General features: G+C 42.4%; 21 protein-coding genes and 1 tRNA gene. 6 read left to right on the top strand and 16 right to left on the bottom strand.

The features are described from left to right. Positions 1 to 50: 50 nt before the first annotated feature. The 5 genes from PL9631_RS15280 to pilM form a co-directional block, all read right to left on the bottom strand. A tRNA-Met gene (locus PL9631_RS15280) sits at positions 51 to 123 on the bottom strand. Positions 124 to 283: 160 nt separating this feature from the next. Continuing rightward, positions 284 to 2,608: an AMIN domain-containing protein gene (locus tag PL9631_RS15275; protein WP_083621602.1), complete on the bottom strand. Its 2,325-nt coding sequence runs from the start codon at positions 2,606 to 2,608 to the stop codon at positions 284 to 286. A gap of 114 nt (positions 2,609 to 2,722) precedes the next feature. Beyond that, positions 2,723 to 3,511, bottom strand: coding sequence for a pilus assembly protein PilO (locus tag PL9631_RS15270; protein ID WP_083621600.1), 789 nt, complete (start codon positions 3,509 to 3,511; stop codon positions 2,723 to 2,725). Then, complete coding sequence (locus PL9631_RS15265) at positions 3,508 to 4,320, bottom strand: PilN domain-containing protein (protein WP_231516747.1); 813 nt, start codon at positions 4,318 to 4,320, stop codon at positions 3,508 to 3,510. The genes PL9631_RS15270 and PL9631_RS15265 overlap by 4 nt, the downstream gene beginning before the upstream one ends. A 68-nt stretch (positions 4,321 to 4,388) precedes the next feature. Next, entirely contained in the window at positions 4,389 to 5,480 is a 1,092-nt protein-coding gene (gene pilM, locus PL9631_RS15260; protein WP_083621597.1) for a type IV pilus biogenesis protein PilM, read from the bottom strand. 185 nt (positions 5,481 to 5,665) lie between these two features. Here pilM and PL9631_RS15255 point away from each other — a divergent pair, with 185 nt between their 5' ends. Both PL9631_RS15255 and PL9631_RS15250 read left to right on the top strand, forming a co-directional pair. Further along, positions 5,666 to 6,973 (top strand): ABC transporter substrate-binding protein, encoded by a 1,308-nt coding sequence (locus PL9631_RS15255; protein ID WP_083622114.1) that lies wholly within the window; start codon positions 5,666 to 5,668, stop codon positions 6,971 to 6,973. A 133-nt stretch (positions 6,974 to 7,106) separates the two neighbouring features. Continuing rightward, positions 7,107 to 7,991, top strand: coding sequence for a PhzF family phenazine biosynthesis protein (locus PL9631_RS15250; RefSeq protein WP_083621596.1), 885 nt, complete (start codon positions 7,107 to 7,109; stop codon positions 7,989 to 7,991). A gap of 179 nt (positions 7,992 to 8,170) precedes the next feature. On the opposite strand, the gene PL9631_RS15245 is transcribed toward PL9631_RS15250, so the two are convergent. Genes PL9631_RS15245 through PL9631_RS15235 form a run of 3 tightly spaced genes read right to left on the bottom strand, consistent with a single transcriptional unit; the run spans position 8,171 to position 9,339 of the window. Continuing rightward, positions 8,171 to 8,419 (bottom strand): hypothetical protein, encoded by a 249-nt coding sequence (locus tag PL9631_RS15245; RefSeq protein ID WP_156090584.1) that lies wholly within the window; start codon positions 8,417 to 8,419, stop codon positions 8,171 to 8,173. A 49-nt stretch (positions 8,420 to 8,468) separates the two neighbouring features. Continuing rightward, on the bottom strand, positions 8,469 to 9,104 hold the full coding sequence (locus PL9631_RS15240) for a hypothetical protein (RefSeq protein WP_083621592.1): 636 nt from the start codon (positions 9,102 to 9,104) through the stop codon (positions 8,469 to 8,471). Beyond that, on the bottom strand, positions 9,091 to 9,339 hold the full coding sequence (locus PL9631_RS15235) for a TIGR02450 family Trp-rich protein (RefSeq protein ID WP_083621591.1): 249 nt from the start codon (positions 9,337 to 9,339) through the stop codon (positions 9,091 to 9,093). The genes PL9631_RS15240 and PL9631_RS15235 overlap by 14 nt, the downstream gene beginning before the upstream one ends. A gap of 167 nt (positions 9,340 to 9,506) precedes the next feature. On the opposite strand from PL9631_RS15235, the gene petE reads away from it, so the two are divergent. Beyond that, on the top strand, positions 9,507 to 9,911 hold the full coding sequence (gene petE / locus PL9631_RS15230) for a plastocyanin (protein ID WP_255377615.1): 405 nt from the start codon (positions 9,507 to 9,509) through the stop codon (positions 9,909 to 9,911). A gap of 362 nt (positions 9,912 to 10,273) precedes the next feature. On the opposite strand, the gene psbV is transcribed toward petE, so the two are convergent. Both psbV and PL9631_RS15220 read right to left on the bottom strand, forming a co-directional pair. Beyond that, positions 10,274 to 10,765, bottom strand: coding sequence for a photosystem II cytochrome c-550 (psbV, locus tag PL9631_RS15225; protein ID WP_079678691.1), 492 nt, complete (start codon positions 10,763 to 10,765; stop codon positions 10,274 to 10,276). Positions 10,766 to 10,973: 208 nt separating this feature from the next. Beyond that, on the bottom strand, positions 10,974 to 11,162 hold the full coding sequence (locus tag PL9631_RS15220; RefSeq protein ID WP_083621589.1) for a translation initiation factor IF-2: 189 nt from the start codon (positions 11,160 to 11,162) through the stop codon (positions 10,974 to 10,976). A gap of 129 nt (positions 11,163 to 11,291) precedes the next feature. Between PL9631_RS15220 and PL9631_RS15215 the strand changes: the two genes are divergently transcribed. Continuing rightward, positions 11,292 to 12,551, top strand: coding sequence for an RNA-guided endonuclease InsQ/TnpB family protein (locus PL9631_RS15215; protein ID WP_083621588.1), 1,260 nt, complete (start codon positions 11,292 to 11,294; stop codon positions 12,549 to 12,551). A 117-nt stretch (positions 12,552 to 12,668) separates the two neighbouring features. Here PL9631_RS15215 and accD read toward each other — a convergent pair whose 3' ends face one another. The 4 genes from accD to PL9631_RS15195 all read right to left on the bottom strand — a co-directional run bounded on the left by accD (position 12,669) and on the right by PL9631_RS15195 (position 15,093). Then, entirely contained in the window at positions 12,669 to 13,631 is a 963-nt protein-coding gene (gene accD, locus PL9631_RS15210) for an acetyl-CoA carboxylase, carboxyltransferase subunit beta (protein ID WP_083621586.1), read from the bottom strand. Positions 13,632 to 13,766: 135 nt separating this feature from the next. Beyond that, on the bottom strand, positions 13,767 to 13,988 hold the full coding sequence (locus tag PL9631_RS15205; protein WP_083621584.1) for a hypothetical protein: 222 nt from the start codon (positions 13,986 to 13,988) through the stop codon (positions 13,767 to 13,769). Positions 13,989 to 13,994: 6 nt separating this feature from the next. Then, on the bottom strand, positions 13,995 to 14,798 hold the full coding sequence (locus PL9631_RS15200; protein ID WP_083621582.1) for a prepilin peptidase: 804 nt from the start codon (positions 14,796 to 14,798) through the stop codon (positions 13,995 to 13,997). A 28-nt stretch (positions 14,799 to 14,826) separates the two neighbouring features. Beyond that, complete coding sequence (locus PL9631_RS15195) at positions 14,827 to 15,093, bottom strand: hypothetical protein (protein WP_231516746.1); 267 nt, start codon at positions 15,091 to 15,093, stop codon at positions 14,827 to 14,829. Between the two features lie 97 nt (positions 15,094 to 15,190). Here PL9631_RS15195 and PL9631_RS15190 point away from each other — a divergent pair, with 97 nt between their 5' ends. After that, positions 15,191 to 16,030 carry an HAD family hydrolase gene (locus PL9631_RS15190; RefSeq protein ID WP_083621580.1) on the top strand — a complete coding sequence of 280 codons (840 nt, stop codon included), beginning with the start codon at positions 15,191 to 15,193 and terminating at the stop codon, positions 16,028 to 16,030. Positions 16,031 to 16,197: 167 nt separating this feature from the next. After that, positions 16,198 to 17,418 carry a DNA double-strand break repair nuclease NurA gene (locus PL9631_RS15185; RefSeq protein ID WP_083621579.1) on the top strand — a complete coding sequence of 407 codons (1,221 nt, stop codon included), beginning with the start codon at positions 16,198 to 16,200 and terminating at the stop codon, positions 17,416 to 17,418. A gap of 134 nt (positions 17,419 to 17,552) precedes the next feature. Here the strand turns inward: PL9631_RS15185 and PL9631_RS15180 are convergent, their stop codons facing one another. Both PL9631_RS15180 and PL9631_RS15175 read right to left on the bottom strand, forming a co-directional pair. Next, positions 17,553 to 19,277, bottom strand: coding sequence for a diflavin flavoprotein (locus PL9631_RS15180; protein WP_083621577.1), 1,725 nt, complete (start codon positions 19,275 to 19,277; stop codon positions 17,553 to 17,555). 183 nt (positions 19,278 to 19,460) lie between these two features. Beyond that, positions 19,461 to 21,191 carry a diflavin flavoprotein gene (locus PL9631_RS15175; RefSeq protein ID WP_083621576.1) on the bottom strand — a complete coding sequence of 577 codons (1,731 nt, stop codon included), beginning with the start codon at positions 21,189 to 21,191 and terminating at the stop codon, positions 19,461 to 19,463. Positions 21,192 to 21,255: the final 64 nt, after the last annotated feature.

Here is a 21,255-nt window from a genome sequence, read left to right as displayed (position 1 = left end):
GCGATCTGACCCCAAACCCCAAAATTAAGAGTTAACAGATTGGTTTTGAATGGCTCAAGCGGGATTTGAACCTGCGACCTTGGGCTTATGAGTCCCCTGCTCTAACCACTGAGCTACTGAGCCTTAGTTTATTCACAATTAAATAATATAGCACAGGTTTTTCCCAAAAATCAACCCCCTTTGTAAATTTTTTTTACGGGGGAGGGCCAGGGTCGTTGGATTTTTCGGTCAACCCTAAAACCCAATCCCCCTAGCCCTCTTTACCCAGGGTCGTGTTAGTGATTTATCTTCTTTGCATCATCCGTAAAGCATCGGGACTAGCGTTATATTCATAACCGTAGGGAGCGCGATCGCTGTCATCCAAAATTTGAGGCGTGACCAAGACAATCACTTCCGCCCGCGAATTCTCCTTATTGGTTCTGCGGAATAGGGAACCCAAAATCGGTAAATCCCCTAACAGTGGAATTTTGCTGACTGTAGCCCGTTCCTGTTCCTGAATAATCCCCGATAAAATCAAGGTTTGACCATCGCGTAAACGGATTAAACCCGATTCGACCGTTCGGCTGAGAATCTGACGGGCAAAATCATCGCCGCCAGCATTGACTTGATCTCCGGGGGCACTGACAGTGGGGTTAATTCGCATGGAAACAAAGCCATTATCATCAATCCGTTCCACGTTAACATCCAGGGTTAAACCCACATTTTGAAAGGTAAAGTCTTTGTTTTCCCTTGTGCCGGAAACCGTGTCTGTAAAGGTTGTTGTAACTGATTTAACAATTTCTTCAACTAAGGCAACTTTTGCTGTTTCACCCTCCTGAACCACTAAGGTCGGATCGGTGAGAATCTTAGCATTACCACTAATAATTTGAGCGGTCAAAGTGGATAAGAACTTGCGGGGATATTGGAAAAAGGGAAAAAGGCTATTAGTGGTTGAACCTAAAGCCGTTAGGGCTCCAGTGGTTAAATCTCGGGTAAAGGGTTCGTACTCGGAAATTCCCACTTGACCCGGACGCTCGGTGACTGGTGCTATCGGGTCTAAACCAATGCCTCCTCCGGGTGCTGTTAAAGGAGTTGTAGACAATCTAGTCGGATCATAAAAAGGGGCCTCACCAGAAAGGGGATTCGGAACAATCGGTCGCCCATTAATCCCATTGGTTGCGGTTGTCCGGCTCGGGGGATTATACCCACCAAAATTAACCGAAGCCGCACCGCCATCATTGACAAAGAAGGTATCGTTAACCCCAAAGGAGAAACTACTACTAGCGGCTTCTTCTCCACTTAAATTGACGTCAACAACTTTAACGTTAACGGCGACTTGACGCTGACGTAAATCCATCTGGGTTAACATCGCCACGGCGGTTTCTACTAGGTGCGCCTGGCCAACGAGAGTAATAGAATTGAGTCGGTCATCGGTAGAGATGGATAATCCTTTGAGCACTAGGGGACTGCCAGACTCTTTAGCAGCTAGTTCTGTAATTGTTGGTGTTCTAGTCTCAACAGGTCTTGAATTAACCCCTGTTCCCACATCCGTAATAGTAACTTGCTCGACCAGAATTTGAGTTGCAGCCCCTTGACTACTCAAAAAACCTGCCGCAGTTTTGGCGGGAACCTGATTCAGTCTGAGACTGCGAACTACAACATCACTGGCGGTGGTGGGCAGTTTAACCCCGACAAAAATCGTATTCCCGACACGATTAGCCTGTAATCCACTTAAACGCAAAACATAGTTAAAAACATCCTCAACAGACTCATTTTCAATATCTAAGGATATTTTTCGCCCTAGGATTTGGTTTTCTTCCTTCTCATCATTGGGTGCTCTAAACTCACCATTCGCAGAATCTTTGACTAAATTACTGACGGCTAAATTCAGTCCAGCCGTTCTTGCTAATAGGGCTAAAACATCGCTCACCGGGGCATCTCGTAGGACTAAACGAGGAATCCGTTGAGTGGTATTGAGGCGAATGTTGGGGATTCCGGCATTAACATTAGAAACGGCAATATCTCCCAGGGGTGGGGCAACGGCTCGGGGAAGGAAAGGAGGAACCGCATCGGAAGGGCGAATCCCACTCTGGGGAACATTGCGGCCATCAATAGTAATTTGAGGATCGGGAACTAATACGGGTTGAGGGCTTCTGGCTGGGGGGGCTGGAGGTACGGGCGGTGCTGCTGGGGGGACTTGATTCGGTACTTGGGCCACAGCACCCGCAGATGCACCCATACTAATCACAATGCCTTCGTTAGACCCTTGCATAATCCGGGCTTCGGGGGAACCATTCACCCCACTGACAATCACCCGCACACTGGTAGAATCCAGTTGAGTCACCACTACAGAGGCAATACCGGGGATAGGATTATTTTGTTGAAAGTTTTGTTTTTGGGCCGGAAGTTGGGTATTGATAATATCGGCAACAAAATCATTGCCGCGTCTGACCACAAAAACCTCCGGTCGTTCTCCGCTACGGGTGACTAAGACTAAAGCCACTTCCCCGTTCATTTCCACCAGTCGGATATCCTGGACTTGGGTTTGTGCAAATGCCGGGGTTGGTGCCACAATGGCGATCGCAGCACCAGTTAAAATTCCTGCACCAATTCTTTGAAAATGTTTCACGTTTGCTCCTCAACACAACATCTAAATTTTGGCTGTTAGTTAATAACCAACACCTCAACGCCCCAACACTTCAATATCCTGCTACCTTACAACAACTTGGGCCAGAAGTTGCAACTATTTAGGAGGTTCAGCCGCCGCTGCTTCCGCCGCCGCTGCTGCTTTCACTTCTGCTTGACTCAAGGGGAGCAAGACCTGTAACTCAAAACTACTTTTTAGCTGTCGTTGCGGTTGATTCGCAGAGGGAACAAATTTCCCTTGTCGATATTGTCCCTCAATCACCGAGGTTGCATCCCCCAATTGAGATTTTAAGCCTCTGACCACTAACAGGGGTTGTAGTCTTTCCAAGGCAACTAAAAACTGGCGAGTTTGTTCAAAACTGCCTGTAAATTCGACCTCATACCTGCGTCTTCTGAGTTTGCCATTTACCTCTGACCCCAAGGTACTATCATTAACAATCTCGTCCTCTGGTTTTTCGACGGGAATTGGTTTAAACTGGTTCAGTTGGGCGAGTTTGCCCTCGTCGATGATCCCAGCATTAATTTTATTAATCTGTTCATTAATATCAAATAACAGGGTTTCTAAACTGGCATCATCAGCAAATAAAGCGGTGACGGTGGAACGACGAATTTTAGCAGCTTCTAATTCTTTTTGAGCCTTATCCTTTTCGCGTAAACGCTGATCTTGTTTCTCAATTTCATCTTGTTTAGTTTTAATATCCTCCCGCAGAGTTTGGCCTATGGTTAAGGTGGGAAGCACTAATTTATAAATTAAGAAACCGGCCAGGAGGAGGCCAGCAACTCCGGCGCCAATCCCCATAATTTTTGGCGTTAAGGGAACACCAAATATAACCGGGCCACTGCCTTCACCCTCAACATCTTCAATAAATTGATTAGCTACGGTCATTTTTTAATGACTCCTTTTTCCTGAAGGGTTTTAATTCTATTCACCAATCCTAAAGCTCCTTTACTTTGGAGCTCGGGTAACAACTCGGAAGCACTGGCTCGACTGAGATTTGTTTCAATCGTATATTTGACCACCGATTGTAACTGGGGTTTAATATTCCCGGCATCCGTACTGGCTGGTTTAGAGACGAGTTGAGTCTGATTATCTTCTAATTTAGCCGAAATCAATTTGGTTTTTTCCCCATTAAAGAACGGGGATTGATTCAGTAATAATACAAAGTCATTAATTTGAGTAAAAGAGTTAGCCACTCCTGAAATTTCTAATTTAGCGGTTTCGGGTTCCGGTGGAGGAGGCGGGGTCGCGGCTTGACCCTCGGGGGGCGGAGTCGCAGCAGCAGGAGCGGCTGCTACCGGGGTGATTTCGGGTTCGGTTTGTTTGACATCAATAATTCTCACCCCAGCCACCTGCATCAATTGCCCTAATTCTAGGCTGAGAGCCGACCAGGGTTTAATCTGATTAAACACGGTGGCTAAGGCGTCCGCTTCCTGATTGGCTTGCTTGGTTTGGGCATTAATTTGATCTAAGGCTTGTACCTCCGATGTTTTTGTGCCCAAGGTAGCAACTAGAATATCTAGTTCTTTTTGTAAATCGGCATTTTGTCGATCAAAAACAAACCAAGCTCCGCCAATGATGGCATTCAGGGCTAAAGCTGCCCCGACCCCGATTAAAAGAGGAGTCTGGTCAATACTCTGGGTCGGACTCACCTGTCGTCGGACTTCCCGTTCTAATAGATCGGGTCGATCATTCAAAAAGTTGATCTCTAAGTTATACATAATCAGTTGAAGTATTGACGGTTTCTGGCTGAGTGATCCCGGATTTAGGCCATTCGCATTCCTAAACCTAATGCCACTCCTAAACTAGCACGTTGTTCTGGGGGAATTTCCCGTTCAAAGGCAAGGGCGAGGGATTCAATCGGGTCAACTTGGGTGGCAGGCATGGCCAACCGTTGCATGAAAAACTCATCCAGTTGTCCAATGGCAGCCCCTGGGCCAGTTAATAGTAACTGCGCCATTTCTAAGCCATCACTTTGATTAATATAAAAGTCAACGGAACGACGCAGTTCATCGGCTAATTCTGCGAAAACCTTAATGATGGCATTAGTTCCCGGATTGGGATCGTTTAATGCTCCCATTGTATCAGTCACAGGAAGGGTCATAGCCTGTAATTCACTGACATCCCTCGTTGGAGGTAAATTCATCGCACTATTTAAGGCACTTTGGACTTGGAATAGACCAATGGCAATGGTTCGGTTGAACTGGGGAATACCATCGACCACGATCGCTAATTCTGTACTATCAAATTGAATATCGGCAATAATCGCGGCTTCGGTGGAGGAAAACTGCTCAAGTTGATGTTTTAGGGTACGAATCAGAGAAAAACTACTCACCTCTAATACCGTAACTTTTAAACCTGCTTGAGCAAAGGTTTCTACATAGGTATCCGTGACTTCTTTGCGGGCTGCGACTAATAAAACTTGTACTTTTTCTATACCATCCTCATCCACAAACCGCCCTAATTTTTGATAATCCACATCTCCTTCTTCCCGGGGAAACGGCAGGTACAATCCCGACTCGGCGTTCATGTATTCTTTTAGTTCATCGTCGTTGAGTTCAGCCGGAACCGGAATAATCCGGGTTACGGCTTCTCGTCCGGGGATGGCTGTACCAACGGTCTTAGCTTTGATATTGTTATCGGTGACAGTCGCCTGAATTAACTCCGCCATGGCTGGGGTATCGACAATTTGGCCATCTTGGACAATGCCCTCGGGAACCGGAGTGGTCGCTAAGGTGACTAACTTTAATTGGTTGCCTTTTTTCCGCAGTTCCACGAGATTAATTCGTTCGGTGGATAACTCAATGCCAATTCCTGGCTTGCGTTTGGAAAACAGTCCTTTTAATAGACTAACCATATTTTTAGTTTGAGTGATCGATCCGGGTAAACAGGTACAATTATTTTTCCCATGTTACCCTGTTTTTTTGATCAATACCTGGGATTTTTTGACTGTATAAGTCACCACAAAGACACGAAGACACAAAGGAAGATCTGGGATATAGTTTAACAAATTTTATCCGGTTTAGTTAATTTATGAATAAAATGCAACAATTAAAATCTTGGAAACGGTTTGGTTTGTTATTGGTTTTAGGGTTATGTTTAAGTTGGGGAGTCAGTTGTTCTAGCCCTTCGCCAACTTCCCAAAATGGCAAGCAGGAAGTGGAGTTTTGGACGATGCAACTTCAACCACAATTCACCGATTATTTTAATCAATTAATTGCTAATTTTGAAGCGGAAAATCCAGATATTAAGGTGAAGTGGGTTGATATTCCTTGGTCGGCGATGGAAAGTAAGGTGCTGGCGGCGGTGGCGGCAAAAACAGCCGCTGATGTGATTAACTTAAATCCTGATTTTGCGTCTTTATTAGCGGGAAGGAATGCTTGGTTAAATCTGAATGAAATGGTTCCTGAAACGGTTCAAGCTCAATATTTACCCAATATTTGGCAGGCTAATAAAATTGATATTTGTCCTAACAATAAATGTGAAACTGTTACCTTTGGGATTCCTTGGTATTTAACCACTCAAATTACCATTTATAACCAACAATTACTCCAACAAGCGGGAATAAATCAACCGCCTAAAACCTATACAGAATTAGCACAAGTCGCAGAAAAAGTTAAGGGAAAAACGGGAAAATATGCGTTTTTTATCTCTTTTGTGCCGGAAGATTCTGCCCAAGTTTTACAATCTTTAGTGCAGATGGGAGTGGTATTACTGGATAAAAATGGCAAGGCTGCTTTTAATACTCCCGAGGGTAAAACTGCTTTTGAATATTGGGTTAATTTATATCAAAAAGATTTACTTCCCAAGGAGGTTTTAACTCAAGGACATCGCCGGGCAATTGAATTATATCAGGCGGGAGAAATAGCTTTATTAGCCTCGGGGCCACAGTTTTTAAAAGCTATTAGTCAAAATGCCCCTACGGTAGCCCAGGTTTCTATTCCCGCCCCACAAATTACCGGAGATCAGAGGAAAACTACGGTGGCGGTAATGAATTTAGTTATGCCCAGATCTACGGATGTTCCTGAACAATCTTTAAAGTTTGCTTTGTTTGTTAGTAATAGTACCAATCAACTGGCATTTGCGAAAGCTGCTAATGTTTTACCTTCAATTCAAGAAGCTCTTAAAGATAGTCATTTTACCACGCTTCCTGCTAATTCAACCGTGGCAGATCAAGCCCGTTTAATTAGTGCAGAAGAACTCAAAAATGCTCAGGTTTTAATTCCACCCCAAAAAGATATTAAACAGTTGCAAAAAATTATTTATGATAATTTACAAGCGGCAATGTTAAATCAAAAAACAGTTGATCAGGCGATCGCAGATGCGGAAAAAAGTTGGAATGAAAGATAATAGCTCATTATAGCACAGTTGTTGCGCCGTTGTTGCGCTTCAGCGCTCTTTCTTCTGAGCTAAAGCAATAACAAACAACTTGCTTAATTTTTGTTTATCGCTGAATTATTCAAACACAAGAATCACAAATTTCATGAAATTTTCAATTGTTGATGTTTTTGCCGAAACTAAATACACCGGAAATCAATTAGCGGTTATTTGGGGGGAAGGAGTAGAGCTATTATCCGATCAGGAAATGCTCAAAATTGCCCAAGAAATGAACTATTCAGAAACCACATTTATTTGTAATTCTCAACCAGAGAATGGTGGTTATTCCGTGCGAATTTTTACCCCTAAACGAGAATTACCTTTTGCGGGTCATCCTACCTTGGGAACTGCTTATATCATTGCAGAGGAGATAATTAAAGCCTCTGTTAATCAGGTGATTTTAAATTTAGCTGTAGGTCAAATTCCGGTGACTTGGAAAACTACAGAAGCCGGAAAACAAATACTATGGATGCAACAAAATTCACCTGAATTTAAGCATATTTGTGATCGGGAAATCTTAGCACCTGTCCTTAATTTGGAACCCTCTGATTTTGATATTAATTATCCCATTCAAGAGGTTTCTACGGGGATTCCATTTATTATTGTTCCGTTAAAAACTCAATCTGCGTTAAAACAAGCTAAGGTGAATATTGAACATTATTCTGGGTTTATTCAAACAACAATAGCAAAGGAAATTTTTATCTTTTGTCCTGAAACCCATAACCAAAATAATCATCTTTGTGCGAGAATGTTTGCCCCCGCTTTAGGAATTACAGAAGATCCCGCCACTGGAAGTGCTAATGGTTGTTTAGCAGGATATCTGTCAAATTATAATTATTTTGGTTATGATCAAGTTAATATTAGAGTAGAACAGGGATATGAAATTGACCGTCCCTCTTTACTATTATTAAAAGCCGAAAAAACAGGAGATTTAATTCAAGTAGAAGTCGGGGGAAATGTGATCAAAGTTGCAGAAGGAATTTTATTTTAATGTTAATTAAGTAAAAAAAACCGTAGGGGCGGGTTCAAGTCAATCTCTAATCAGCACAAAAAACTATCTAAACCCGCCCTTTCTTGATTGATTGAATATTAATTGTGGGGTCGGGCGGGTTTTGGGGACTTATGTGTTATTAACAATAATTTTTATGAAACCCGCCCCTACAGGTATTTTTAATCTAAATTAACTCTAACTTTGGTTTCATTCCAATTAGTTTCGACTTGCCAATTTGGAGCTTTATTTTCTTGCAAATCAGCGTTAATTTGTTCAGCCACTTGATTGAGTTTATCTTGAGATAAACCCTCTTGATTAGAATTCTTTGCTTGCAGTTCATCCAGACTAATACTAACAATTTCTAAAGCATCTCCAGACTGAGACGATTCATCGGGAGTTGCGGGATTTTTAGCGTCGGATTTAGACATTTTTACTCTTTTATAAAAAAAGGATATGGCTCCATTATAACCTGAATCTTTAAAAAGGCAAATCATCTTCAAGATCTTGATTATTTTCTGACAGTTGAGTCTGGGGACTTAGCGATTTTTCAGCTTGTTTAATTCTTTCAAATAAAGAATAACGAGATTGCTGGCGTTTTTGAATCAATTGATTAATATGATATTTAGCTTTTAGTTCTTCTCTTTTATCCTGTGGTAAAGGTTCATAATCGGGTAAAAAATCCGCCGCCGTAACAATAGGAACCCTAGGCCCTAATTTTTCGATAGGAATTTGGGGAAGACGGGCTAAAAAATAGTCTTTTCTGTTTCTAATTTGTTCCGATTTATTATTAATTTCGGTGATAATTCCGATAATTTGACTCAAATGATGGTTAGATAAAGCCCTCTGAATATCCAGACTTTCCCAGGAGATTTCTAAACTTTCTATTTGTTTTAAAATCTCGGGAGGAATATGATCTAAATTCGGTGGATTTTCCGTTGTTTTTAAGGTAATTAAAGCCTGATTTAATTGAGTTTCAATCTGGTTAATTACCTCATGGTGATGGTCTTGAGAAATCGGGTTTTCTAACAGGTCTTGCAGGCTTTCGGTCGCTTGTTGCAAAAGCTCAAGGGTCGCCTGAAGTTGGGCCGAAGGGGTGGATTTAAACTGATTCAAGGTCTTCTAATTCCTGGGTAGACTGCCATCCGGGTTGCCATAAAGCGCGGTCTTGAAGTTGTTGGGCATTTAACCAAAATCTCACCTTGGGGTCACAGGATGCCACCATTTCGGCAAATACCCATTTGCCTTGATTTTTGCGGTTTGCGACTTGGAAATGCCTCCAACCCCAGGTTTTTTGATGAGATGTCCATTTAGACCCTAATAGATAGGGGAATTTTTGCTTTTTTGCCATTGTTGAGATTGGGGCACGGGACAATAATAGTAATTGTTAAAGATTGTGACAGATTTTTTGCCCACTTGCCAAGGTTGTTTTTCAATACGACAGGTTGTCATAGTTTATGGTAGGATGTTCCTCAACGCTTAAAAAGTTACATTTTTTAGAGGCAAGTTATGAATCAGATGGTTTCAGTGTCCAAGCGGGTCGCCCTAGTTTTGTCTGTGGCCTTTTTAATGATTAGCACCTTTGTTTTTGGTGTGGGTCAAGCCTCCGCAGAAACCTTTACTGTTAAAATGGGTGCTGATTCGGGGATGTTAAAATTTGATCCGAGCAAAGTAGAAGTCAAACCGGGTGATGTTGTTAAATTTGTCAATAACAAACTCCCTCCCCATAATGCAGTTTTTGATAAATCCAAATCTCCCGATGCAGATGTGGCGGTGAAACTTTCCCATAAAGCATTACTTCAAAAACCCGGTGAGTCCTTTGAAGTTGCCTTCACCGATGATATGCCTGCTGGTGTCTATTCCTACTACTGTGAACCCCACCGTGGCGCGGGTATGACCGGTGAAATTGTTCTGAAAAAATAATTAGAGTCCAGTCACTTTACTTATTGAATTAATAATTAATTTTGGGTGGTTTTTTGTTAGTAATCAAACTAACAAGAGACTGCCCAAATATTTTATATATAGCAGTGAATGGGGAATTACGAATTACGAATTACGAATGGGTAATGGGTAATGGGTAATGGGGAGGAAAACAGTTCAAGTTTTTTTCCTACACGCGATGCAGGGGATTTCTATAGTTATAGTCTTTTAAAACTTTAGACTTTAGATTTTAAATTTAAGATAATTTTGTCTGAGTTTCCCTACTAAATGGGGGGAAAGCTAAAACCTTAAAATTATCCCTAACCTAAAACCTAAAGTCTAAAATTGTCAACTATTAACCGATGTTAGCGCAGGTATTTACCACCACCCCATTGTTCAGGACGAACTTTGGGTTCTAATAATAGATATCCAGCCAGATTATATAAATCATCTTCTGTCAGATTTCGCATGACGACGAAAATATCTGAACTCTTGGTGCTGGGGTGGGTTTCGGAAATTTCTTCTAGCCCATCATAGGTCGTGGGATTTTTGATAAAGTCGATCAGGGCGACAATATTATCGCGGGAGGGGGATGCTCCTGCTAAGGTGGCAGGACTGAGGTTAATATCAGGATTGGTTTTGGTCATCCCTAAAGCGTGACAGGAAGCGCAAGCCTTATTGAATAGGTTTTTACCCTTTTTCAGTTGTTTTTCACTCAGAACAACGGTTTGGCCTTGGTCATTCAGGGGTAAAGTCCGAAGTTCTTGGGTCAAGTCTACCGCATTGGCATTCGTGACAAACAGTTGAAAGGTGAAAAATACAGTGGCTATTGCCAGCCAAAAGTATCTTTTTAGCATAGTTCTCCTTATGACTAAGTTAGTAATTAAAGGCTAAATCCAGTCTTGGCTTGATCCGCGAACAGAAGTTAGTTTAGTTTGGGTTCAGATATTCAATGTCCCTGATCCCGGTGATTAGCTGATCGTCATTTGTCAATCGTCTATTGTTATTTACCACTTTTCACCGTTTCCGAAATATAATTTCACAGAGGGTTAACCGGTGATTGAACTATTGGGACTCTGGAGACTGACCTTGAGCCGTGATTTTGGACATCAAAGCCTTAGCATCCTCCAGGGCTAAACGGGTTTGAGAATGTTGATAAGCAATTCCCAATTGGTCACACAGTTGGAGTACGGCCTCAACGGGGAGATTGTAGTCCTCTGCTATTTCCGTGATCGACAGGTCGGCAAAACCCATAGGTCTGTTTAAACAATAGGTCTTGATCAAAAATTATCAGAAAAATGGGTTTAAAACCCCGTCTTTCTACGACGGCTTTTTATTCTATTTTAGAGTATACTAAAGAAGTGATCGTGAGCAACAAAAACAATGAAAGTCAGGTATCGGTACAGAATCTACCCAACTGACCAACAAAAGGGCCTGATATCCCAATTGTTCGGTTGCTGTCGGGTGGTTTTTAACGATGCCTTAGCATATTGCCAACAAGAGTATCAAAACGGAAACAAAAAACCTTCTAGTAATGAACTTTCTAAAAGACTTACAGAACTCAAGAAAACCGAGGAAAAAGAATGGTTAACAGAAGTTTCATCTGTTCCCTTACAGCAGTCTTTGAGAGATTTAGAGCAGGCTTATTCAAATTTTTTTAAATCCTGTAAAGGGCAAAGAAAAGGTAAAAAAGTTAAACCTCCTAAATTCAAGAAACGTAAATCTAAGCAATCAGCTAGATTTATGGATAACGGTTTTAAACTCTATCCTAATTCTGATTACATTCACCTAGCTAAAATAGGTGATATCAAAGTGATTTGGAGTAGAGAATTACCCGCAGCCCCTTCTAGTTCTACCCTGATTAAAGATAGTGCTGATCGATACTTTGTTAGCTTTGTAGTTGAATTTAATCCTCAACAATTACCCAAGAATGGACGCAGTGTTGGAATTGACTTAGGAATCACTGATTTTGCCACACTAAGTAACGGTGAAAAAGTTAAATCACCTAAACCTTTAAAAAAACAGTTAAAGCGTTTAAGGAGATTACAGCGTAATTTGTCAAGGAAACAGAAGGCCTGTACTGAGCGGAGTCGAAGTAGCAGTAAAAGGAGGGAAGTTGCTAGAAAGAAACTAGCTAAACTTCATGCTAAAATTTCTGATACCAGGAATGATTTTTTACATAAACTGTCAACTAAGATTATTCGTGAAAATCAAACAATAGTCTTAGAAGATTTGAATGTGTCAGGGATGATTAAGAACCGAAAACTATCCCGTGCTATTAGCGATTTAGGTTGGCGTAGTTTTAGAACTATGTTAGAAGCTAAATCAGTCATGTACGGGCGGGATTTTCGAGTGATTGATAGATGGATTCCTACTTCTCAAACTTGTTCTTGGTGTGGTTTTAAAGGTGGCAAAAAAGAGCTAAATGTTAGAGAGTGGATTTGTTTGAATTGCGGCACTTTTCATGATCGAGATATTAACGCTGCAATTAATATTTTAGTCGCCGGAGGGCTTTCGGAGACTCTAAACGGACGTGGAGAGAAGGTAAGACTTTCTGCAAAGAAAGCACATCTCGGCGAAGCGTCAACCCGTCCAGAATTTCAGCAGTTGTCTCCTGAGTTTGTCGAAGGGTTGATTTGTTGAAATAGATGGAATCCCCGCCTGTTTTACGGCGGGGTGGATGTCAAAGGAACCTTTGGTATTTTGTGAAAACCAACAATTTGATCGCGATCGCCACGGAACACCGATCAACAGTTGCCGCTAGACAGACTTAGAGGGTGAGACGCCCTGAGACAAATCTACGGGTGTATGACCCGAAGTTAGGGGGATAACTTCAGCCGTATGGGATAAAGGCTCAGAGGTTTGGGGAAGACGATGCAGACGAATCAATTGGGCCAGGGTTTTTTTCAGTTGGGTACGGGGAACAATGGCATCCACAAACCCATAATTCAATAGGTATTCTGAGGTTTGGAAATCATCAGGTAACTTCTCTCTCAGGGTTTGTTCAATTACCCGTCTTCCGGCAAAACCAATAGTCGCTTTCGGCTCGGCTAAAATCATATCCCCTAACATGGCAAAACTAGCCGTTACCCCTCCGGTGGTGGGATGGGTGAGGACGGGAATATACAGCAGTCGGGATTTGCGGTGGCGGTGCAAGGCGGCGGAGATTTTCGCCATCTGCATCAGACTTAACATTCCCTCCTGCATCCTCGCGCCTCCAGAGGCACAGATAATCACCACAGGATAGCCTTCATTACTGCCATGTTCAATCAGACGGGTGAGTTTTTCCCCGACCACTGAACCCATGCTGCCGCCCATAAACCGAAAGTCCATGACTCCCAGGGCCACGGGCTCACCATCAAGTAAGCCAATTCCGGTTTGTACCGCATCGGATAATCCGGTTTTTTCCCGGGTTTCTCGCAGTCGGTCACTGTAGGATTTGCGATCGCGGAATTTTAGCGGATCAACCGCATACATTTCGGCATCTAAGGCCATCCAGGTATTCGGATCAATCAATTGCCCAATCCGCTCATCGCTATTGACCATGAAATGATGACCGCATTCCAAACAAACCTTATTATTGGCTTGTAGGTCTTTGGTGTATGTTAAAGCATTGCACTTTTCACACTTCACCCATAGCCCATCAGCAATTTCCCGTTCCTGGGGTTCAGGAGTGTTCGGTAATAATTTGCGCCGATTTGCAAACCAATCAAATAGGGACATTAAAAATTGTTTTGACTTTTGCTGTTTCTAATTTTAAGACTGCGAGGCCTTGGGAAATTGGGGGATTTCCGTTCGCCCCAGGGTTAAATTTAAAATCTATATCATGATAGAACGATCTATAGCAAGTCTTAACGTTTAATCTACAGATTCTAATTCTTCATCAATGGGACTTAATAGGAGCAATGCCTCCCATCGATTAGCTAGGGGAACTTGTAGCCCTACCGGGCTGCCCATCCCCAGGGAAGAACAGACCCCTAAGTCAATTACCCGGGTAGGAATATCCTGGGCTTCTAGGACTTGCTGCATTAATTCAGCTTCCCATCGCAGAGCCGTTGTATGAATGGTAATCCAAGACATGGTATTTCAATTGACAAGGGGAAAAAATAAGCCTAGATAGGTGGAGAGGATTTGATATCCCCAGAGGGCAGTAATAGCCGTACCCAGGGCTAGAAATGGGCCGAAGGGGATGGGTTGACGGCGACTGATTAAACCTAGTGCGATCGCTCCTCCTCCCACCACAGCCCCAAATAAGCACGCAATAAATCCGGCTACGAGTAAATATTTCCACCCCAGCCAAGCCCCCATCATCGCCGCTAGTTTACTATCTCCTGCCCCCATGGCCGTTTGTCCTATTACCAGGGTTGCCACAAAAGATATGATGTCAAATAACCATAATCCCAGAACTGCCCCAATTATCCCCGTGATTAACCCGTAACTGGGAGATGGGGACTGGCTGAGTTGAAACCCCAACCCCAAGACTAACCCCGACTGGGTGAGAACATTCGGCAGGGTATAGGTATCTAAATCAATTAGGGATAGGGCAATTAACCAACTGAATAATACCCAATACCCTAATATCTGGGGGAGGGTGGAAAAGCTTAAAAATATTACTAAGAATAAACATCCCGTAGTCGCTTCTACAATCGGATATCGGCTCGAAATTGGTGCATGGCAATGTTTACAACGTCCCTGTAACCACAGCCAACCGAAGACGGGAATATTTTCTGAGGGACTCAACCGGGTTAAACAGTGGGGACAGCGAGAGGGGGGATGCAGTATGGATAAACCCGCCGGAATTCGATAAATCACGACGTTGAGAAAACTGCCAATTGATGCTCCCAGGGCAAACACAATTAAATAGGCAGGTAAACTCAGTACAATATTCATGCTTAATCTCGATTTCTGACTTAGGCGGTTAAAACAAATCGGCTTCAATCTGTTCAAAGGGGATAAAATATTCCCCGGGGAGCAAAATCGGTTGACCCGATGAAAATAATAAACAACTGCGATAATTGCTAGGATTGATGGCAACTCCCAAGGGCCGCCGCATTCGTTGAGCGTGGACTTCTACATAGGCATGATAGATCTGTTTAGCCACCCTAATTAAGTCGGCATTAAGCTGATGGGAGAGGGTTTGAGGGTTAGCCAGAAATTCGGTTTGGAGTTGAAAGGCTTGTACCATAGTTGACCCTCAATTACAAATTTTAGAGGAAAAAAACGGTGTCAATTTAATATAAGTTGAGTTAATTCCGAAATTGTCAATTTCAAATTAAAGTTTCATGATAAACGATAAACCAACTTTACTGGCGCTGGATTTTGATGGGGTTCTTTGTGACGGACTGCTGGAATATTTTCAAACCGCCTGGCAAACCTATTGTCAACTTTGGTCAGTGCCGACCGGCGTTTCACCCGAAGCATTGGCTCCTTTATTCTATCGAACCCGCCCGGTGATTGAAATTGGTTGGGAAATGCCTGTTTTAATTCGGGCTTTAGTTTTGGGAATTTCTGAAACTGAAATTTTACAGAATTGGTCAGAAATTGCTCACAATATTATTACGGAAGAACAATTACAGGCGGAAATAATAGGCCCCCATTTAGATAGGGTTCGGGATGAATGGATTAATACGGATTTATCCGGTTGGTTAGGATTGCATCGGTTTTATCCGGGTGTGATTGAAAGGATTAAACCTCTGATTGAAGATAATTTTCCTGTTTATATTATTACCACGAAAGAGGAAAGATTTGTGCGATCGCTGCTCCAGGAACAAGGGGTTACTATTCCCGAAAATCAACTTTTTGGTAAAGGCTATAAACGCCCTAAGTATGCAATTTTACGCGAGTTATTTGCAAGTATTGAACCGACTCCGCATATTTGGTTTATTGAAGATCGCTTACAAACCTTATTATCGGTGCAACAACAACCCGATTTAAACGTAGAGACGCGACCAATATTAGAGGAAAGAGAGACGCGCCATGGCACGTCTCTACAATTGTTTTTGGCAGATTGGGGTTATAATCTTCAACCAGAAAGGGATTTAGCTGCGGAATCTTCAAGGATTAATTTATTATCTTTATCTCAATTTAGTCAAGACTTTTCCGGGTGGTTGACTGTTGAATAGCTTCATTTCTTGTTGCTAGGTTCTACCTAGTAATACTTACTTGCAGGCTCCGCCTGCTATGATCGGAGGCAGAGCCTCCTGTTAGCATTCCCCGGTAGAACCAGGTAACCAGAAATTGGGTTTTTGTTATAATTAAAGATTATTACGGAAACCGCTCCTACGGATTTATGTTAGATTTAACAAAATTATCTCAACAAATGCAAGGCATGAGCCAACATATTAACCGAGAAGCTGAAGCATCCCGCAAACGCATTGAAATCGCTTTAGGGTTAATCGAAAAAGCCAAGTTAAATGATGATCAATTAATGCGGAATTATGAAGAATTTAAACCGAGACTAATCTTTAAACCCGCAACTCCGTTAGAACCTTTAAGTTATTGTCCTGAGATTAATGCACCTCCTGCCGCCCATACGGTTTTTGCCACGGATGGTTCGCAAATTGCGCCGAGTGCTCATGAAATTGCCTATTGTTATTTAATTAATGTGGGGCGAGTCATTTTGCATTATGGTCAAAGTCGGCATCCAATTTTAGATAGTATTCCTGAAATTTATTATCGCCCGGAAGACTTATATTTATCCCGGCAATGGGGAATTAAAACCGAAGAATGGATGGGCTATCGTCGGGCGGTATCGGAAGCAATTATTTTAGCAGAATCAGGAAATCAATTATTAGAAATTGCACCAAATCAACAGTTAAAAGTTCCTACTTTAGCCTTAGTGGATGGTTCCCTAGTCTATTGGTTTTTAGAGCAATTACCTTCAGAAGCGAGAGATTTAATTTTATTACCGATTTTAGAATCCTGGGAACAGTTACGGTTAGCGGGTATTCCGTTAATTGGGTATGTAAGTGCTTCTCGGAGTAGTGAAAGTTTATCGTTTTTACGCTTAGAATCCTGTCCCTTTGATCAACCCAATTGTTTACAATATTGTCCGGGGATAGGGGGTATAATTTCCACGGGAGCCGAGAAAAAAGCCCCTTGTCAAGTTTTTGAACCGTTACGAGATACGGTATTATGGGAATCCCAATTAAAACCCGGTCAACGTAGTCCTTTCTGGCGTTCTAATTCATCAATTTTAGAGTTATATGAACATCATCAAATCTATTTTTGTTATGTGAATATGGGTAGTGAAATCGCCCGTTTGGAACTTCCGGCTTGGGTGGTGGAAAATTCTGACCAATTGGAGTTAGCATTGGGAATGGTGATAGCACAAGTTCAAAAGGGATATGGTTATCCGGTGGTGTTAGCAGAGGCCCATAATCAAGCGGTGGTAAAAGGAGGCGATCGCACTCGATTTTTTACGATGTTAGAACAAGAAATGATTAAAGCAGGATTAAAAAATGTGGGAATTTCCTATAAGGAAGCCAGAAAACGGGGCAGTATTGCCTAAATTTGCTTTTAAAACTTAATCATATAGCAACCCCATGGGAATAAAATGTTGTTTATTCTCGTTTTCGGATAGGGTTTAGATAAGAATATAAAACCCAACTGTTGAATATTCTAAATCAGCCCTACCCAAAAAAATTAATACTGGGTTCCAGTCTTGCGATAATGAACGGCTGTGACCCCATCTGGATTCAATACTTGACCCTGATGAACAGTGGCATAAATTACCCAATGATCACCACATTCCATCCGATTTTTTACCTCACAATCAAGATAGGCTAAGGCATCTTTTAAAATTAAACATCCATTTGATGCTTCTTCCGTTTCTATGCCCACAAAACGATTTTCTCCCGGTTCAAAACGCTTGAGAAAATGTTTCCGTAATTGTCTGCCTTCCTGCAAAATATTCAGCACAAAACGATCGCCAACATGAGTTAAGGGTTCCAAAGCCCGATCCTTAGCCACTGCCACGGTAAACCCCGGGGGGTTAAAGGTAGCCTGGGACACCCAGGAGGCTAACATGGCGCTGTACATCTCCCCCCGACGCCCGGACACGACACACAAGGAACCCACCACCCGCCCCAAGGCTTGGGCGGTGCGATCGGCCCCCGAGGACGTAGCAGTGGGACGAAACGCCCGGCGTTTTTGGGTGCGTTTGAGGGTTTGAGCAAAATCAACCGCCGCTTCATTACAGGTTTGGAGAGTAATATCCGTAGGGGCAAATTTTACTCGGATCGGTTCAAAACCAAATTTATAACCCGCATCTTTTAAGCGACTTTCTAATAAATCAATGGCTTCTCCACTCCATCCATAGGAACCAAAAACCCCCGCTAATTTATTGGTTGAAGCTGTATTTAAAATTACCCCTAAAGCGGTTTGAACTTGAGTAGGCGCGTGACCTCCGAGGGTGGGAGAACCAATAATAAATCCATCACATTTTTCTAGGGCTTCTTCAATTTCTGAGGATTTAGCATATTCACAATTAATTAATTCTACGGTAATATCTGATTTTGTTAATCCCTGGGCGATCGCTTGGGCAACTGTGGCGGTATTTCCATAGGCTGAGGCATATAATAAGGCAACCGTTAAGTCCTGAGATTTCTGTTTTTCACTCCAATCTCGATATAAATTGGTTAATTCTGTTTTACCATATTTAACTAACGGCCCATGACCAGTTCCATAGAGTTGAATTTCGGGTAATTCTTTAATTTTATCGAGGGTGGAAAGAACGTATTTAGCCTGGGCCGCATGAAGACAGTCATAATAAAACCTTCGATCATCGCTATACACTGACCAGCCTTCATCAAATACTTGATCCCCACAAACGTGCGCCCCAAATAGCTTATCGCAGAATAAAATTTCCGTGGCTGGATCATAGGTTAAAATCCCATCTGGCCAGCGAGGAGTGGGAGTTAAAACAAACTGCAATTGATGACCTTGACCTAAATCTAAGGTTTCTTCGCCTTTGATGGTTAAAATTTTTAAATTATCGTCTTCAAAATATTCTCGTAATGCTAAAGCAGCCGGATTTGAACAAACAAATGTGGCATTAGGTGATAGTTCTAATAAAGCCTTTAATGTCGCCCCTCGATTAGCATTAAAGTGACCCAAAATAATATAATTCAACTGTTCCAAATTCCCGCGAGTTTGTAACGCTTCAATATAATTCTGGGTAAAGGATTCTCCGGGGGGATCGATAATCACAGTTTGATCGGCTTCAATAATATAACTATTCGCCGTTGTTCCCCGTTGCAGAGAATATTCAACTTCAAATTTTAACCGATCCCAAGTGCGCGATCGCAATACTTTTGTATTATTTCCAATTAAAAAAACTTGAACATCCCGAGGTTTTTGATTATCCATAATCTTGTATTAAAAAAAGTTTTTTGATCTCTCCTAAGCATCGATCCGCCTGCCTCCCCTGCCTCCCCTGCTCCCCCCGCCTCCCCTGCGGCCACTGAGCCTGTCGAAGTGCCCCCTGCTCCCCCTGCTCCCTTGCCTCCCCTGCCCCCCCTGCTCTTATTAAGAGGGGGGATCTAATCAGGGTTAATAATGATTTCCGACTTTGCGATGGTGAACCGCCGGGAGCACATCTGGATCGCTGACTCGTCCATTATCAACGGTGGCGTAAACAATCCAATGATCACTTAATTCCATCCGACTCTGGACTTGACATTCTAAATAAGCCAAGGAATCTGTTAGAATCGGACTGCCATTATTAGCAGTTTGGGTATTAATTCCTTCAAACCGATCCGCCCCGGGAGTGAATCGTTTTAAGAAGTGTCGCATCAGTTTTTGATAATTACTTTCTGCCAAAACATTGAGCACAAATTGATCATCAACTTGCATTAAGGCTTCAATAGCCCGATCTTTGGCGACTGCAATAGTTAATCCTAGGGGTTGAAAACTGGCTTGAGTCACCCAGGAGGCTAACATCGCACTACTAACTTCGCCTTTTTGAGCCGTAATAATATACAATCCACCGCTTAAGCGTCCTAGGGCTTTATCTAAGTTGCTATCAATGGATTTCATCTGCTTAACGGTTTTATCTCGACTCAACCATTGTCCGATATCGGTTCCCGCTTCATCACAGGTTTGATAGGTGGTATCTTGGGGAGTTTCCGTAATCCGAATTGAAGGAAAGGCTTGTTTTAATCCGGCATCATTGAGTTTAACTTGCAAGGGATATAATGACAGATCATTGCCCCCGCCCGACTCATATAAACCGTAGGATTGTTTATTATGAGCCGATGCAATAATGGTGTTAATTGTTTCGCCTGCGAGTTCCGAACCCAAACCAGAAACTGGAGGCATTCCAATAATAAATCCCGCAGAACTCATGACTAATTCCCGCACTTCTGTCGCTTCAGCCGTGCGTAAATCCATCATTTCAACAGCGACACCGGTTTTGGTAATCCCGTGGGCAATGGCTTGGGAGAGGCGATCGCTATAACCATAATCGGAGAAATAAAACACCGCCACGGCTGTTTCCGATTTAGTTTGTTCGTGACTCCATTTCCAATACCGTCCTTTTAATTCTGCTAAATTATGCCTTAATAGGGGCCCGTGTCCGGTGGCAATGGTGGTAATTTCTCCTAAAGGTTCCATGCGTTTCATCGCATTAATGACCGAACGAGCATTAGGAGCCATTAAACACTCATAATAAAAGTGAAAATCCGGTTCCAGGGCGGTTAAGTTCTCGTCGTAGGTTTGATCGGAACAATAGTGCATTCCAAACGCATCGCAAGTAAATAACGTTTGACTTTTCCGATCAAAGGTAAAAATAGTATCCGGCCAGTGTAAATTCGGGGCGGAAACAAATTCTAAAACATGATCATTGCCTAAATCTAAGGTTTCGCCACTTTTAACTAATTGGCTTTGAAAAGGCGTATGAATTAAATTTTCTAAAAATTGAATGGCTACTTTCGACCCTACAACCGTCACGTTAGGGGCAATTGCCAGGACATCTTTAACTAACCCACTATGATCGGGTTCGGTATGACTAATAATTAAATAGTCAATATCCGCAGGATTAATTAATTCCTTGAGGGTATCTAAATACAGGGGACGGAATTTGGCATGGGAGGTATCAACCAGGGCGGTTTTTTCCCCGCGAATGATAAATGAATTATAGGTTGTACCATTTTGCAGGCCAAATTCTATATCAAATCTTTCCCGATCCCAATCCAGGGAACGAATCGCCGTGGTATCAACAGCAATCTCTTGAACTTCAATTGTTAAACGATTTTGTTTTACGCGATCAGTGAGGGCTACCATTCATGACCTCCCTAGATAATTGGTTAGGACTTTTTAAGCTGTTTTCTATTGTGGCATGGATTAA

Origin of the sequence: Planktothrix paucivesiculata PCC 9631, from assembly GCF_900009265.2 — a bacterium.
GTDB lineage: Bacteria > Cyanobacteriota > Cyanobacteriia > Cyanobacteriales > Microcoleaceae > Planktothrix > Planktothrix paucivesiculata.
This window is presented reverse-complemented; position numbering and strand designations above follow the sequence as displayed.